Genomic DNA, 16,283 nt, shown 5'->3' with positions numbered 1-16,283 from the left:
CCTCACTTTCCTTTGTAGGTGTAAGCGACAAGAAGTTGAGCATTAGCCGCAACCAGCGCCTCGGCGTTCTGATCAAAGCGCAGTTTGAGCCGATAACGGCCTGGCTGGACAGCATTGCTGTAGCCGAACGCCAACTCCCTGGACGCGGTCTGTTCAGTAGACAAACCGGCGTCCTGCAGCGTCGTACCGTCCGCATCAAAAGCGAACAGACCAGGCGCCATACCATCAGCTGACAAGGGAATGGACGCCTGCTGACCTACTCCCACACGCTGACTACGCTGCAATTCCACGGAGACCGGACCGGATGGTTCAATACGCTCCAAGTGGAGCTCGGCCGAAACACCAGCGCCAATCAGCCTGTCAGCACTTTGGGAGACAGCAGTTGGATCGACACCGGTGATCCGCACACCGATGAAAACGGGAGGAGTCGCGTCGTCGGGCAGTGCGGGCACATCGAATTCCAGCTCTGTAGGCCCACGATCATGTGGGGTCAAACTCCGTACCAACGGGACGACCGTTCTCATCTCTATCTGCTCCTTTGCGATAGGCACGTTTGCAGGCGGTGGTTGCATGCTGCAGCCAGCGATCAGGCAGGTAATCAATGCCGTGAGTGCAAAGCGCATTGGATCGTTTGCAAGGGGCACGGCCTTTCTCCAATAAGTGTTGGTGCTGCAGGGCGAATTTTGACAGTTTTTCAATGTCATCGTGTCATGCACGCCTCTCAACTACCCCCAATGCTCTATACACGCATTGTTTTATGATGCCTGACAACTCCAGGGCTGAGTGACATGTCCGCTACCTCAGCTTATCGGATGTAGACCCATTCGACGCACTTGTGCGCTACCAACTCTCGCGGTTCCGCAGCTTCGCCTCTCGGGAAAACCTCTACACGCATCCCTGGGCGCGTGTAGAGATCACTCATCCAGCGGCCGTCCTCGACGATGTTGCGCTCGCGCGCAAATCCCATCAGCTCAAGCTGCTGGGTGAAGCGGTCGAAGTCCAGACGACAGATCTCGGTCATTGAAGGCGATGCACCGGCCACATTGCGATCAAAACGGAATTCAAACCAGCGTCCATCGAGTTTGGTTTCATCAACACCAAAGCCGTAGCTCCACTCTTTGGTGAGCCGGCCAAAAGCACGGTATAGGCGTTCATCGTCTTTTACGAATTGAACGACCTGCTCCATTACCGACTTCAGACGCTCGGGAGTGAAGTCGGAAATGGTCTGGCTGTCTTTGATCAACGCAAGCAGGTGGCCAAGCAAACCCTCCGCAGTGGGCTTGTCAGGCGGCACAGTGGCAGGGCTGGATAAACTCAGGGCGGATGTCTCCGTGACGGTTGCCGGAGCTGCGCCGCCCGCCGCGTGGGCGCAAGCTCCCAGAGCCAGGGTGGCGAGCAAGGCGTAGAGGGGGCGCGCGATCATGAAGCGTCCGTTGTGCGCTGGTGTGGCTGCGACGCTAGTGGCATCGGGCACCTAGGTCAATCGCAAGGGGGCTGGCAGCCGCAGCATCATCGCCGCACGCTAGGCGCCTTGGCCGGCACCTCCACCGGCGGCAACACCTCCATCAACAGCTGTCCTTCACTGGCGGTGATGCGCAGCTTGGTGCCGATGGCAAAGCCCAGTTGTTCCAGCCATAGGCCGCTGAGGCGGACGTGGGGCACGTGCTGGTCGCCGGCGTGGTCGTGGGCGCCGGGGTAATGGGTGTAGCTGACGGTGCATTGGCGCGGGCGGCGGGCGCGGCGGGGTGCGCGTAGCGTGCCGGGGCCTTGCGGGGAGGCGTCCGGGTCGGGCGGCAGCATCGGTGGCAGCTTGGTGCGGTCAGGTTCCACAACAACCCACTGGCACGCGCTTGGGCGGCGTGGGGCGCGCACGCGTGCGGGTGGGCCGTGTGCTGGCAGATGCCGTGGGTGGGCGGCGGCGTGTCATGGCGCCTCCCGGTGATGGCGGGTGATGGTTGCAGCGACGTACTGCTGCAATGGCACAGCCCTGCGTGCCGACAGGCGGCGCGAGGTGTGCGGCAATACACCGGGCTGGCGACTCAGCAGATGCGCGGCATGGTCTCTCGCCTGCTCAATAGCTGTGCGTGCGTCGAGCCTGCGCAGCACATCGCCCATATCCCCCGGCAGGCGGTAAGCGGAAGCTGGCAACAGATCAACCGGCACAGATGCCGGCATGGATAGTGCGGTAGACATGGCAACGCCCTCCTGGAACAACCCAAGAACCGCCGCCAACGGCGACGGGATGTCGGGAGGTTCGAAACCGCTAGTAGCCGGCGGGCGTATTCCCCTTGCGGGTGTTGTATTAGCCGCCCTCCCGACGCAGGCATTGCGTCGGCTTGTACCTGCAGGATGCAGGCACAAAAAACCCACCGGTTTGACGGAGGTGGGTACCGCTACGTGAGGAGTTTCGACGCTCCTTGGGCCTAGATTGCAAGTACGCGGTCTGGCGTGTCAATACATGCTGGCGGGTCTCGCGCGCCACTGGCGCAGCTCCATAAGGGCCACGCAAGCCAAGCGCCGTCGCCTGACTAAGTGCACCTGACCCCATCACGGTCCGCCTCGATGGCGCGGACACTGCGGTCAGCGGAGATGGCGACGCTGAGACGGTCGCGGGCGATGCGTGCGGAGGCCATCAGGTCCGGCCACCGAAATCGGCTGTGGCCCAACGGGCGCGACGACCCACGGCGGCTGCTCGATCCACCGCTACCTGCCACTCTTGGCGGCCCTTGCGGATCTCTGCCAGATCCGCGCGGGTGAGCATGCGCTCACCGAAGCGGACGCTCTGCCCTAGCAGCACGGCAACCTCTGCCTGCTGGTACGTGGTGAGCATTTCCTGAGCCGTCTTCATGACGAATCAGGCTAGTGATCATGACATCTCAAATCCAGGTAAAAGCCGAAAGCGCCCAGTCTCCAAGCCATTGAAATTATTGTTTATTCCGGCATCCACTCTCAATCTTTGCCAAAACTACTCGTACGCACCTCGTGCTGAACTGGATGCCCAAAGCACGCTGCACAAATGACTCGACAGGTCCTGCGGGAAAATGCTTATCCGGACTGCTATTCTGTTACAGCAGGGGAAATTTCAGCACAAGGAGCAACACATGAAGTGGATTCAATGCGCGGCTGCTGTCTCGCTGCTGGCACTCTCGCCTAGCTCGGTCACTGCACAATCGAAAGGTGCCGCGCCGCAAGCAGTAACCGCAACTGTCTGGGCTGACGTGCAGCCGCAGATTCAAGCCGCGATACAGACGTTCGTGAACAAGCAGAAAAGGTATCCAGGTCAAGATACCAAAATCGTCGCGCGCGTCTCTTATGAACCATCAACCAGACTAGTAATTGTTGATCTAGGACGCGGCTTCATTCCAAAAGACATGACAAAGTGGAAGGAAGCCTTTAGTCCTACCTATAACCAAGTCAGTCAGTATGGCCATGACTTGGTTGACAATATCTTTAATGTTTCGACTGTATCGCTTCGCTTTGACGGGTTGACCATTAACGAGATATTTCCTGATGATTTCCCACTGCAAGTTGCGAAGGTTGAATCACCTACCCCTCCGACCCCCCCGACTCTGCTACTAAACCCAGGCGGCGGAATTTACTACAATCTTAAAAGTAAAAAGTGGGTCGCGCAACAGGGCACGGCCAATGAAATAGATGAAGATGGAATGACCGCAGTCATGGCTTCGCTGACTGAGAACAAGATTAAAAGTTACTATCCATATTTGCCGTATAAACCGTACTTTTCAAATATAATTTTCAGCAGGGAACTCGGTAACTATTGGATTGAGACCCCGAGCAATTTTCCGCACGAAAGACTTGGTACGAGATATTACACAAAGAAGCTCTATCCAGATAAGGGCGCAACATTGTGGAACATTTTCCCCCAGGGCACAGACGACACAGCGCGAAGCCATTTGCGCGAATGGGATGAAGATTATGCCGCTAGGGCGCTGTACGCGAACCTCTTGAATGCAGATTATCTCATCACGTATCACACGAACGGTGCATCAGCGGTAAAGAAAGGAATCGAAGTCGTGGTTCAGACCGGTAGCCCTGGCGCCCAACAACTTGGAAACAGTATTCTTTGCTATGCTAAAGAACAAATACATGCTGACCCCGCTTACAGTGACTTCAAAATTGCGGGGAGCGTTACTGAGTTGGATAAAATCGAAAACCGCCTAAGCACCATGCCAGCAGTCAGCATAGGCATTGGGTACACCACCGATGCCGGAGATGCCAAAGCACTAAAGGATCAATTTTTCAGAGAGGCTTTTGCTAGAGCGATCGAGAAAGGCTTGAGACTTCGGGCAGAGCCCTGCTCACCCTTTACGCTGGTCAGCGTTGAGAACATCGTAAGCGCCCCTGGGCAGGGAGTTCTTCATCCAAAGCTCACTTATTCTGGTGAATTTGACGAGTGGCTCCACATCGAGACGACGTTCATAAGCTGCCCGACAAATGACTGCAAGGTCAAGAAGCTCGCTGAAGTTCATAATCGCGACATAACCGACAAGACTAAAGAATTGACGTTTTATTGCCCAGGATCCTTAAAATCACCATTAACCTACATCGCTAAAACGAAAATTTTTGACAGATATAACGTGCAAGGTGGCGAAGTCCAGCATCAATATACCTGTACAAAATAGTATCTTTGATCCCTGGCGCCTAGCGCGCCAGGGAGTCTATCAAGAGACCACTTTTTTAGATCGGGCTTTCACTCCGCCTGGGAACAATCTATATAAGCCCGCCCTGGACAAACCGTATTTGGCGGCCACGTCTGCGACAGGCACGCCCGCACTCAGGTCTGACTCCATTTCTTCGATTTGAAGAATTCTTTGTCTCGCGGAGAAATAAGGCCGTTCTCCTGCAAAGCACTCCAAAATGGAGTCCGCCAGTGGCGCAGCGAACTGACGACTTAGTCGCCCCTGAAAAATCCCCTTCAAGCACCAAAGGTCAGCGGCGACCGGTGCACCAGGCTCAAGGATGCCCCTGCCATCGCCTGCAACCAGGCACGCAAAAAGGCGATCCAGCGCATCAGCCAGCGCAGGTTGTAGCCGGCGGCGCAGCCGAGCACGTGTAGTGCATCGCCTTGGGCACCCTTTAGATAGCAGCGATTCAAGCGGCAGTCCTGTTTCAGATGTCCAATCACCGGCTCCACCGCTTGCCGGCGTTTGATCCAGCTCCATTGCCGTCGTGTCAGCGTCTTGGCCTTGCCGCGATGCAGGATCTGCACGCCATCTACCTCACGTCCGCGATACCCCAGGTCCACGATCGCTACCTGCGGGGTCACATTCACATCCTGCAGCAACCCACGCGTCTGCTCCAGCTGCTCGGCCAACGTATCGCCGTCGTAAGGATTGCCGGGAAAACTGCGCGCGCCCACGATCAAGCCTTTGCGCGCACTCACCGCAATGCCGACCTTGACGCCAAATTCGTAAGGTGTCCGTGCCTTGCCCTTGCTCATGCATTCCACTTCCGGCGCATGCAGGGCGTAGAGCTTTTGCTTGTCCTTGGGGCGTTGTGTCAACACCCGTTGTGCGCGTTCCAGCCAGACACTGATGCGCTCACGCACCAAGGGGTCCAGCTTGCGTTGCAGATCGCGTAATACGCGTCCCAGGAGCGTGCGTTGGCGTCGCAGCACCTTGTGCATGCGCTTGAACTGGCGCGCATGCGCATAGCGCCCGGCCTTGCGGCTCAAGACCGGGCCTTGCCGCGCATAGGTCTGTCGTAGTGCGATGCCGTGGCGCTTGGCCAGCAGCACCAGCTTCTTGCGCGCCACCTCCAGCAGCCGGCTGTCGGTGGGATGGGCGATCGCCTTTTCCTGCACGGTGGTGTCCACGATCACCCGCGACAACTCGCGTGCATCCACCGCCTTCATCGCATGCGCGGTGTTGATCGTGTGCGCCAATAGCTCTTCCATGCCCGCTTCGCCCAGACGCTGTCGCCAACGTGTCAGGGAACTGGGATCGCACGGCAAGCAGGTCTGGAATACCACCTCGCCGGTGAAGAACTGCCAGTACGGATTTTCCAGCCAGCGCGCGCATACGGCCTCGTCGGACAGGTCGTAGGCGTGCTTGAGGTAGAGCAGCCCGGCGATCAGACGCATCGGCAGGCCGGGCCGTCCGCCGCTGGCAGTTGTGGCCGGCAATCGTGGCGATAGCGCCTGCTCCAACACACTCCACGGCAGCCGATGGCTTAGTTGAACCAGTGGATGGCGCAGGTCGATCTGGTTTTCCAGACGCGAACGAAACAACTCATCGGCAGGTAAGTGATCGGCAGCGGGACGGCGTGTGCGCATGGGCGAAAACTGCCAGAAACCAGCGCGTACAGTAACGAAAACTGGCAGTTCCAGCACGCCGAAAATGCGGGGGACGCCCTGCAATGGATGTGGTTTGGGGGTTTTTCAGGGGCGACGACTTATGCCGATGTCTTGCTGCATTGCGGATATAATGCGCTCGCGGAGCTGGTCCGTTGGTTTCCTCTGTTTTTCCATTAGGGAATCTCTGAACAACGGGCCACAAAAGCGCGATACTACTGGTTGGGAGCGAGGAGGCATGCATGCAACTGACGTTCGGTGACGCCGAGGGCTTGGGCAAGCGTAAGCAAACCCGCCGCGAGATCTTCCTAGCCGAGATGGAGCGGGTCGTTCCGTGGCAGCAATTGCTTGGTCTGATTGAGCCGCACTATCCGGTGTCAGGGCGGCCCGGTCGGCAGCCGTACGCACTGGCGACAATGTTGCGGATTCATCTACTGCAGCAGTGGTATGCGTTGAGCGATCCGGCGATGGAAGAGGCATTGCACGAGATCCCAACCCTGCGGCGTTTTGCCCAGCTCGGCGGCTTGGACAACGTTCCCGACGAGACCACGATTCTCAACTTTCGGCGCCTGCTGGAGACACATGACCTTGCTGCACGGATGCTGAAAGCGGTCAACGCGCATCTGGCGCGCAAGGGCCAGAGCCTGCGGGCGGGAACGATCGTCGATGCGACGCTGATCCCTGCGCCCAGCTCGACCAAGAATGCCGATCATGCGCGCGACCCTGAGATGCATCAGACCAAGAAGGGCAACCAGTGGTATTTCGGAATGAAGGCGCACATCGGCGTAGATGAGTTTTCCGGGCTGGTGCACCACGTCCATTGCACGGCCGCCAATGTGGCCGATGTGACAGTGACGCATTCGTTGCTGCATGGCAAGGAAGACAGCGTGTTCGGCGATAGCGGCTATACCGGTGCGGAAAAACGCGACGAGCTGCAGCGCTGCGAGGCTGCATTCTTCATCGCCGCCAAGCCTTCGACAGTGCAACCCACCGGCAACAAACGCGAGCGTGCTCGGGAGCGGCGTTGGGAACACTTCAAGGCCAGCGTGCGCGCGAAGGTGGAGCATCCATTCCGGGTGATCAAGCGGCAGTTTGGCTACACCAAGGTGCGCTATCGCGGCTTGGCCAAGAACACCGCGCAGGTGATGACGTTGTTTGCGCTGTCGAACCTGTGGATGAAGAGAAAGCAGTTACTGCCTATTGCGGGAGGCGTGTGCCTGTAATCCGGAGATGACCTCCGGACTGCACCGGAAATGGTGCGAATCCGCCTATTCGAACGCGACTCCTCGTAGAAGTGCCTATCCCTCGTCCTTAGGTCTCGTTGATCAGACCATCCCTAGTAGCACTTGCGATAGCAGAGCGCCGGTGATGATCGTTGCCGGGTTCACGCGCCTCTCCCCCATGAAGGCTAACACCTGAGTTAAGCCGCGCCGCGAAGCGGTGTCGGCTTGGACGAAACAACGGTTCCGAAATAACGGTTCCAAGTTAACTTCTTTACCATCGCGCCCATACTGTCCGCCACGCGGCAGGCATGGGCGCGACACGCTGGCACCTAGAACTTGTAGGTCAGCCCGAGGTACGCGAGCCGGCCTGCGTAGCCGCCGGTGTAGAAGCGGGCGCGGGTGTCCTCGCCCAGGTGCGAGCGGGACTCCTGCTTGGTCAGGTTCAGCACCGAGGCGGTGAGGCTGAGCGCCGGGGTGATGTTGTACGCCGCGTTCAGATCGATCTGGTAGTACGGCTCCTCAAAGACGTTCAGCCCGTTGACCAGGCCTTGCACCAGCTCGCCGCGACGGTTGTACGAGGCGCGCAGCAGCAGGCTGTCGGTCTCGTAGAACACGGTGAGGTTGGTCTGGTTCTTGGCGCTGCCGGGCATGGAGGTCTTGCCGACTTCGGTGCCGTCCTCCAGCCGCACCGCCGCCTTGCTGGCGTCGTTGTACGTGTAGTTGAACTGCACACCGAGACCGAATGGCAGCGTGTGCTGCGCGTAGAGCTCCACACCCTGCGAGACCGCGTCCTGGCCGCCGGCCTGGGTGCTGTAGTTCTGCACGGTGACCGGTTGCCCGTCGACCATCATGTTGACGTCGCTGATGACGTCGACGGCAAAATTCTCCACGTTCTTGCGGAACAGTCCCACGCCCGCCACCGAGCCCGGCTGGAAATACCACTCCAGCCCCAGGTCGAACTGGTTGGCCTTGTACGGCTCCAGGTTCTTGTTGCTGCCCGAGCCGTACCAGCCCTGCTCGCTGGCACCGCCGGTCAGGCGCCGGTCGGCCACGTACTCGGGGCTGTAAAACTCCAGGCTGCCAGGCGCGGCGATGTCGTTGTAGCTGGGGCGTGCGATCACCTTGGCGGCTGCCGCGCGCAGCAGCAGGTTCTCGGTCAGGTCGTAGGCCAGGTTGAAACTCGGCAGCACGTCGGTGTAGTTGCGATCCAGCCCACTGACCACGAACGACTCGGTGCGTTGCACGCTGTCGGACAAACGCCAGTAGCCTTCGGTCCCGCAATAGGTGTCGGCCGGGGCGCCGCTGGGCATGGCGGCGCCCTGCTGGCAGGCCAGCGGGTTGCCGTCGGCGCCATCGAAGAAGTAGTCGTTGTAGGCGGTCACCTTGTCGGTGGAATCGGCACGCTGGCCGGTGCGCGCCACCCGCACGCCGACGTTGCCACGTAGCCGCTCGGTGTGGAAGTTGAGCTGCAGGTAGCTGGAATAGATCTCTTCGTCGACGTTGTAGACAAAGTTGTCTTCGCTGCGGGTCTGCATCGCACCGTAGGTCTGGTTCAAGTAGCCGATGTAGCCCGGGAAGTTGATCGCCGGGAACGCGCTGGCGTTGACGCCACCGGCCAGATTGTCCTGCGCGAACAGCAGGCCCGGCGAGAACTGGGTGGCGATGGCATTGCAGCGTCCGTTCCAGTAGCGGTTGTCGTAGTCGCTTGGATCGGTGCCCGGGCACACCCAGTAGTTGTTGCCGGTACTGCGGTGGATGCCGCCGTCGCGACGCTTGAGGCCGAACTGCAGCGAGTCGACGACCTCGCCATCGAAGTGCCAGGTGGTATCGATCTGCGCGTACTGCTGCTGATTGGTGTTACGGGTCCAGGACGAGCCGGTCGAACCCAGGTCGACCTGCAGGATGCCGTCGCGCAGGTTCTGCATCAGCTGCGGCGAGAATGTCATGCTCGGTGTGCCGGTCAGGTCCCAGGCGCTGGCGAAGTTGCCGTTGCTCCAGCTGCCGTCGGCGTTCTGCAGGCGCGGCTTGATCGGCAGGGAGAACTGCAGCTCCGGCCCGCCCTTGGCCCAGGTGCGGCCGACCTTGAACGCCACGTCCACCTGCTCGCCACGCCATTCGCCGCCCAGGTCCACCGTCTGCGACTGCGATTTCTCGATGTTGTAGCTGCCGGTGATCTGCGGCGTCGGCACGGTGCAATCATCCGAGCCCCAGCCGCCCGGCGGCAGGCCCGCCGCGGCGGCCTGCGCCTCGCTGCAATAGTAGGTCTTGCCCGGACGCAGGCTGTAGGCGGCGCCGGTGACGATGGTGCCGCTGGGATCGAACTGCAGCCCGTCGAGCAGACGGCCGCCGCGCCAGTTGCCGTCGCCGTTATAGCGGGCAATGTTCCACTCGGGAATCTTGATGGTATTGGTCTGCGAGTCCTGCGACAGGTCGAAGCGGAAGTAGTTCGCGGTCAGCGTCAGGTCGTCTGTCGGCTTGAACTGCAAGGTCAGTTGCGCGCCCTTGCGCTCGCGCTCCTCGCGTTTGGCGCCCAGGCTGACCGCCGTCGGCATCATGAAACCGGTGGCGTAATTGCCGTCCTGGTTCCAGAAACCGGTCCCGCCCCACCAGTTGGCATTGAAGTCCGACGGATTTCCGTTCACGTCGACCGCCGGGCCGACCTCGTCGCGGCCGTACCACTGCCAGCTCTCGGTACTGGCATCGAGCGTCCGTGCGGTGCGCTTTTGCTGCGTGTAGCCAACGAAGACACCGAAGCGGTTGTCCTTGTCGTGCCACGCGTACGAACCGGAGAACTGGCCGTCGGTGTTCTTGCTGGTATCGGACCAGGTGCCCTCGGCGGAGACGAAGCCGGAGTTTGGCTCCAGTTCCAGCGGGCGCCGCGTCTGCAGGATGACCGTGCCGCCGATGCCGCCTTCGTCGATGCGCGCTTCCGGGGTCTTGTACAGCTCCGCGCTGCCCAGCAGGTTCGCGGGCAGCAGCGTGTAGTTGAACGAGCGCGTCGGGTCGCCGTTGGATTCGGCCGTGGCGATGTAGTTGCCGTTCAATTCGGTCAGCACCAGCTCCGAGGACAGGCCGCGCACACTGACATTCTTGCCTTCGCCGCCGTCGCGGCTGATGACCACGCCGGGCACGCGCTGCAGCGCATCGGCCACGTTCTTGTCGGGGAACTTGCCCACGTCCTCGGCCGTGATTACATCGACCACGGCGTTGGCGTTGCGCTTCTGCTCCAGGCTTTTTTCGATCGCGTAGCGGTAGCCGGTCACCGTCACCGCATCCAGGTCCGTGGCCTGCAACGCGGCCTGGCCCGTGGGCGCCGGCGTACCGTCGGCCTGCTGGGCGGCGGCGGTGGTGGTGGCGGCGCTCGCGAACAAGGCGATGGCGATACCGGCAGACAGCGTGCTGCGGTTGCGTGCGAATGGCATGCGGTTCATTTCGATCATGCTCTCCCAAAAGTGATCGGCTTCGGCGGATTTCTATCGATCCCAAAATCGGACAAAAAAAACGACGCACGAAGTGACGCAAAAAGATCCGGCGCCGTTGCGGCGACCCGGTTCCTCTCCTCTTCCCCCCTCTGCGCAGATGCGATTAGATCGTTCTAATGCAGTGGAAAACTAAGTATCACAGCCCATGCGGCAGCGCATTCTGCTGCGCAACAGGCCCGCGGCGCTTTAAGACATCCACGACCTGCAGAGCTCGCCACGCTTGCATGCGACACCGCACAGCCTGCTTGCAGCAGCAGCTCGATCGCGCCAGCAAAACGCGCTCGCCCGCAACCGGGCGCAAGCGGTTTACCGAAGCGCTTGCACACTCCCATTGTTTGCAACCGAGCTCAGCGAGAGAACCGCAGCATCCGCGTGGTAATTGGCGACTCCGAGTAGCAGCACCCAACTGACAGCTGCGCACGCGTTCTGTCGGCTGCTCCAAGGACCGCCGGCACCCTACGCCGTTACGCGCGGCTGCACGTTGGTTTCGATTTCGCTGTGGGTGGGCAAGGTTTTCAGGTCGTCGGTCGCCTGCGCGCCAGCCACGATGCAGCGTCGCCACCGAAGTGGCGCGCGAGAGCGGTATCGGCAGTGATCGCGCGCGCGCCGTGCACGATGCTGCGCTGGTGCCCCTTACCGAAGCCGACAGCTGATAGTCCGCGGCTGGACGTACCCTCACCCCAACCCCTCTCCCGCAGGAGAGGGGCTTTAGTGCCGCGCCGGACTCAGGACTCCTCGAAATCACACCAACAACGTGCCGAGGCACCAGCGTGGCCGGGGATTGGCGGAGAGCGGCACACGGATGTGCCGCGACGGCGCGTCAGACAGGATGTCTGCCGCGCCGAAAAGCCAGTCCCGGCCGCGCTGGTGCCCCTTACCGAAGCCGACAGCTGATAGTCCGCGCCTGGACGTACCCTCACCCCAACCCCTCTCCCGCAGGAGAGGGGCTTTAGTGCCGCGCCGGACTCAGGATTCCTCGAAATCACACCAACAACGTGCCGAGGCGACAGCGTGGCCGGCGATTGGCGGAGAGCGGCACACGGATGTGCCGCGACGGCGCGTCAGACAGGATGTCTGCCGCGCTGGTGCCCCTTACCGAAGCCGACAGCTGATAGTCCGCGCCTGGACGTACCCTCACCCCAACCCCTCTCCCGCAGGAGAGGGGCTTTAGTGCCGCGCCGGACTCAGGACTCCTCGAAATCACACCAGCAACGTGCCGAGGCGCCAGCGTGGCCGGAGATCGGCGGAGAGCGGCACGGGAATGTGCTGCGACGGCGAGTCAGACAGGATGTCTGTCGAGCCGAGGAACCGGTCCCCTGCCGCGCTCCAGCTCTCGGCGCAGTCGGCAATTCGAAGACCCATCCCCCAGAACGACAACTTTCTGGCGCCCCGGCCAGGCGCATCTATCAAGTCCGCCGCGCTTGGGCCGATACCGCATGCATGGACAGACTCAGCATTATCGGACTGGTGTTGGCGATCGTGGCGATCGTGGGCGGCAGCGTGTTGAAAGGTGCCGGCATTTCGTCGCTGTGGTCGCCGGCTGCCTTCGTGATCGTGATCGTCGGCACCGTGGCGGCGATCCTGCTGCATACCTCGCCGGCAGTTTTCCGGCGCGCGTTCAAGATCCTGCGTTGGGTGATCCAGCCGCCGGCCAGCGACCGCCCGCAGCTACTGGCGCGGATCGTCGAATGGAGCAACATCGCACGTCGTCAGGGCCTGCTGGGCCTGGAAGACCAGCTGCCGCGCCAGAACGATGCCTTCCTGCGCAAGGGCCTGCAGATGCTGGTCGATGGCGTGGAGCCCGAATCCATGCGCCACATGCTCGAGATCGAAGTCGATAACCAGGAGCGTCAGGATCTTGCCGCGGCCAAGGTATTCGAAGGCATGGGCATCTATGCGCCCACGCTGGGCATCATCGGTGCGGTGCTGGGGCTGATGGCGGTGATGAAGAATCTGGCCGACCCGGCCATGCTCGGGCACGGCATCGCCGCGGCGTTCACCGCCACCATTTACGGCATCGCCTCTGCCAACCTGCTGTTCCTGCCGGTGGCGGCCAAGCTCAAGAGCGTCATCCACTGCAGCACCAACGAGCGCGAAATGGCGATCGAAGGCCTGATCGCGATCGCCCAGGGCGAGAACCCGCGCAACATCGAGTCGAAATTGGCCGGATACTTGCATTAGTCCCGTCATGGCCCGCCGTCGCAAACACCACGAAGAACATGGCAACCACGAAGCGTGGGCGATCCCGTATGCCGATCTGATGACGCTGCTGCTGGCGTTCTTCGTGGTGATGTATGCCATCTCCTCGCTCAACGAGGGCAAATACAAGGTCATGGCGCAGGCGTTGACCAGCGCCTTCGGCGGTTCGTCCAATGCCGCCAGCCCGGTGCAACTGGGCAAGACCCAGACCCTGGGCGCCGACTACGACCGCCCTTCGGTGATCAAGGCCGGCGCCCCGATGGCGGCATCCAACGGCCCCACCGACCCGACCCTGCTGCCGTCGATGGCCGCGCAGATGCGCATGCCGGTGTCGCTGCGCAACCAGGCGCAACTGGCGCGCGCGCAGCGGCAGATGGATGCGGTGGCCCAGCAGCTGGGCAAGACGCTGGCACCGCTGATCGACAAGAAACTCATCACCATCCGCCGCAACGACCTGTGGATCGAGGTGGAGATCAACAGCGACATCCTGTTCGGCACCGGTTCGGCGGCGTTGGCCGGCACTGCCCGTGCCACCTTGTCCACGCTGGCCTCGGTGCTGCGCGATGCGCCCAACGGCGTGCGTGTGGAGGGCTATACCGATAACCAGCCCATCGCCACCGCGCAGTTCCCTTCCAATTGGGAGCTCTCGGCGGCACGTGCGGCCAGCGTGGTGCACCTGTTCGCCGACGACGGCGTCGCCCCGCAACGATTGGCGATGGTGGGCTATGGAGAATTCCGCGCACGTGCCGATAACAGCACTGAGGCGGGACGGAATGCGAACCGGCGTGTGGTGTTGATCATCCTCGCTGACTCAGCTGGCTCACTCGCACCCGATCCGCCATCGCAGTTGCATGCGACCGCCGCCGGGGCGCCAAAGCTACCCAAGTCTGATGGCGGCCAAACGGCCGTCACCACCGAAAGCGGCACAAGTTCCGTCCCCGCCGTAATTCAAGGAGTGCAGTGAGATGCGTATCTGGGCAATCGCCAACCAAAAGGGTGGCGTCGGCAAGACCACCACGACGCTGGCACTGGGTCGCGGCCTGGCCGCGCTCGGCCACCGGGTGTTGTTGATCGACCTCGATCCGCACTCCTCGCTCACCCGCGCGTTCGGCGTGGCGGTGGACCCGCCGCCGCGCGGGGTGCTGGACCTGTTCGGCACCCCGCCGAGCGATCTGGCCAGCCTGGCGCATGAAAGCAGCATCCCCGGCCTGTCGTATGTGTGCGCGCAAGCCGCACTGGCCACACTGGAGCGCCGCAGCGCCAACCAACCCGGCCTGGGCCTGGCACTGCAGAACGCCATGACCCGCCACGCTGGCCAACACGACTACATCCTGCTCGACTGCCCGCCCACGCTCGGCCTGCTGATGATCAATGCACTGGCCGCCTGCGACCGCGTGGTAGTGCCCACCCAGGCCGAGCCGCTCGCGCTGCACGGCCTGGCCAGCATGGTGCGCACGGCCGACATGGTGCAGCGGTCGCGTCGCCGCGACTTGCCGGTGTCGATTCTGCCGACCCTGTTCGACCGCCGCACCCGCGCCGGCAACGAAACGCTCAAGGAAATGCAGACCACCTACGGCCCGGTGGTGTGGGAAGACGCCGTTCCGATGGACACCCGTATTTGCAACGCCGCCGCACTCACCGTCCCCGCCAACGGCGCCGATTATCAGGGCCGCGGCCTGTCCGCCTATCGCCGCGCGCTGGAATGGGTGCTGGCCGATGACGCGATGCGTATGGAGCAAGCCGCATGAGCAACCACACCGCCAACGGTGAGCTGGACGACTATCTGGAAGGCCTGCTGCACGATGCTGGCGTGGAGAGTGTCGCCCCGCCTGCCGTGGCTACTGCCGCCGCTGCCGAAGCACCGGCCCTCGCGCACGCAGACCTCGCGCTGGCCGAGCCGCCGGTGCAGGCCGCCGCGCTTCCCGAAGCCGCCGCTGTCTCCGAAGCTGCCACCTCTACTGCAATTGCCGCAGTGCTGAGCGCCGATGCGATTGCGGCCGATTTCCTGGCTGAAATGGATGCCGACCCGGCGTTCGGCCCGCCTGTCGCGGCTGCGCCCAGCGCTGCCGATATCGCCGCCGATTTCCTGGCCGAGATGGATGCCGACCCGGCATTCGGCCCGCCCGTCGTTGCTGCGCCCAGCGCTGCCGATATCGCCGCCGATTTCCTGGCCGAAATGGATGCCGACCCGGCATTCGGCCCGCCTGTCGCTGCTGCGCCCAGCGCTGCCGATATCGCCGCCGATTTCCTGGCCGAGATGGATGCCGACCCGGCGTTCGCCAGTGAAGCGCCCAGCCCGTTCCTGAGCACGGCCGATCTGATGGCCGAGATGGACGCGGACCCGGCCTTCGGCACTGCGCCTACCGCCGTGGACCTGCTCACCGCCGATCTGCTGGCAGAAATGGACGCCGATCCGGCCTTCGGGCTGGACGCCGCACCGGTCGCAACACCCGCACCGGCACCGGCACCACGTGCAGCACCTGCGCCGATGCGCGCTGCACCGGCACCGATCGCACCGACCGGGTTGCAGGCACTGCTGGCACCTGGCCAGGCCGACAAGATCCATGCCGAGCGCCGCGCCAGCGAACGCAGCACGCGTTGGTTGCGTCTGCGCTGTGGCGAACAGACCTATGCACTGGAACTGCTCAAGGTGCAGGAAGTGGTCTTGCCGGTGCCGCTGTTGCCATTGCGCGGCACCGCCAGTGCGATGCTCGGCATCATGAATCTGCGTGGCCAGGTGGTGCCGGTGATCGATCTGGGCATCCATCTGGGCGCTTCGCCGGTGGACATGGACCTGCATACCCGTGTGGTGGTGCTGGAAGAAAACGGCGAAACCATGGGCCTGCGCGTGTCGGCCGTGGAAGACGTCACCAGCCTGACCGATCACCAGATCGAGCCGCCGGACAACGCACGCCTGTGCCGCATTTCCAACAACCTGTTCCGCGGTGTCGCCCGTTTGGGCCATCAACCGATGATCCTGCTCGATGCCACACACCTACTGCATTAATGCAGACCGTGCGCAATCTGGCGTGTCGTCGATTCACCGTTAAAGCTTTTCCGCCTTCC

12 protein-coding genes and 1 pseudogene are annotated in these 16,283 nt (G+C 62.0%); 6 read left to right on the top strand and 7 right to left on the bottom strand.

Translation table 11 applies throughout. From position 1 onward, the window contains the following. Positions 1–2 precede the first annotated feature (2 nt). The 5 genes and pseudogenes from M3O59_RS09735 to M3O59_RS09715 form a co-directional block, all read right to left on the bottom strand. Positions 3–704: a hypothetical protein gene (locus M3O59_RS09735; protein ID WP_249047190.1), complete on the bottom strand. Its 702-nt coding sequence runs from the start codon at positions 702–704 to the stop codon at positions 3–5. A 101-nt stretch (positions 705–805) separates the two neighbouring features. Further along, the gene (locus tag M3O59_RS09730) at positions 806–1,423 is read right to left on the bottom strand and encodes a hypothetical protein (protein WP_116906972.1); all 618 of its coding nucleotides are present in this window, start codon (positions 1,421–1,423) and stop codon (positions 806–808) included. A gap of 86 nt (positions 1,424–1,509) precedes the next feature. Beyond that, positions 1,510–1,927, bottom strand: a pseudogene (locus tag M3O59_RS09725) (SymE family type I addiction module toxin). Further along, entirely contained in the window at positions 1,924–2,193 is a 270-nt protein-coding gene (locus M3O59_RS09720; RefSeq protein WP_249047189.1) for a hypothetical protein, read from the bottom strand. The pseudogene M3O59_RS09725 and the gene M3O59_RS09720 overlap by 4 nt, the downstream one beginning before the upstream one ends. Positions 2,194–2,632: 439 nt before the next feature. Then, on the bottom strand, positions 2,633–2,848 hold the full coding sequence (locus M3O59_RS09715; RefSeq protein ID WP_116906974.1) for a primosomal replication protein PriB/PriC domain protein: 216 nt from the start codon (positions 2,846–2,848) through the stop codon (positions 2,633–2,635). 253 nt (positions 2,849–3,101) lie between these two features. Between M3O59_RS09715 and M3O59_RS09710 the strand changes: the two genes are divergently transcribed. Beyond that, entirely contained in the window at positions 3,102–4,643 is a 1,542-nt protein-coding gene (locus M3O59_RS09710; RefSeq protein WP_249047188.1) for an N-acetylmuramoyl-L-alanine amidase, read from the top strand. 293 nt (positions 4,644–4,936) lie between these two features. On the opposite strand, the gene M3O59_RS09705 is transcribed toward M3O59_RS09710, so the two are convergent. Further along, positions 4,937–6,295 (bottom strand): IS5 family transposase, encoded by a 1,359-nt coding sequence (locus M3O59_RS09705; RefSeq protein WP_330462269.1) that lies wholly within the window; start codon positions 6,293–6,295, stop codon positions 4,937–4,939. A 260-nt stretch (positions 6,296–6,555) separates the two neighbouring features. Between M3O59_RS09705 and M3O59_RS09700 the strand changes: the two genes are divergently transcribed. Continuing rightward, entirely contained in the window at positions 6,556–7,536 is a 981-nt protein-coding gene (locus M3O59_RS09700; protein WP_116905517.1) for an IS5 family transposase, read from the top strand. Positions 7,537–7,865: 329 nt separating this feature from the next. Here the strand turns inward: M3O59_RS09700 and M3O59_RS09695 are convergent, their stop codons facing one another. After that, the gene (locus tag M3O59_RS09695) at positions 7,866–10,967 is read right to left on the bottom strand and encodes a TonB-dependent receptor (protein ID WP_181920507.1); all 3,102 of its coding nucleotides are present in this window, start codon (positions 10,965–10,967) and stop codon (positions 7,866–7,868) included. Positions 10,968–12,458: 1,491 nt separating this feature from the next. Between M3O59_RS09695 and M3O59_RS09690 the strand changes: the two genes are divergently transcribed. Genes M3O59_RS09690 through M3O59_RS09675 form a run of 4 tightly spaced genes read left to right on the top strand, consistent with a single transcriptional unit; the run spans position 12,459 to position 16,224 of the window. After that, positions 12,459–13,199: a flagellar motor protein gene (locus tag M3O59_RS09690; RefSeq protein ID WP_116905515.1), complete on the top strand. Its 741-nt coding sequence runs from the start codon at positions 12,459–12,461 to the stop codon at positions 13,197–13,199. A 7-nt stretch (positions 13,200–13,206) separates the two neighbouring features. Then, positions 13,207–14,181 (top strand): flagellar motor protein MotD, encoded by a 975-nt coding sequence (gene motD, locus M3O59_RS09685; protein WP_116905514.1) that lies wholly within the window; start codon positions 13,207–13,209, stop codon positions 14,179–14,181. Between the two features lies 1 nt (position 14,182). Next, the gene (locus tag M3O59_RS09680) at positions 14,183–14,965 is read left to right on the top strand and encodes a ParA family protein (RefSeq protein WP_064634918.1); all 783 of its coding nucleotides are present in this window, start codon (positions 14,183–14,185) and stop codon (positions 14,963–14,965) included. Next, positions 14,962–16,224, top strand: a complete 1,263-nt coding sequence (locus M3O59_RS09675) for a chemotaxis protein CheW (RefSeq protein ID WP_116905513.1) — start codon at positions 14,962–14,964, stop codon at positions 16,222–16,224. The genes M3O59_RS09680 and M3O59_RS09675 overlap by 4 nt, the downstream gene beginning before the upstream one ends. Positions 16,225–16,283: the final 59 nt, after the last annotated feature.

Source organism: Xanthomonas nasturtii, from assembly GCF_023337365.3.
In the GTDB taxonomy this organism is placed as follows: Bacteria; Pseudomonadota; Gammaproteobacteria; order Xanthomonadales; family Xanthomonadaceae; genus Xanthomonas; species Xanthomonas nasturtii.
Note: the sequence above shows the minus strand (reverse complement) of the source record. Positions and strands in the feature narration are given on the sequence as shown.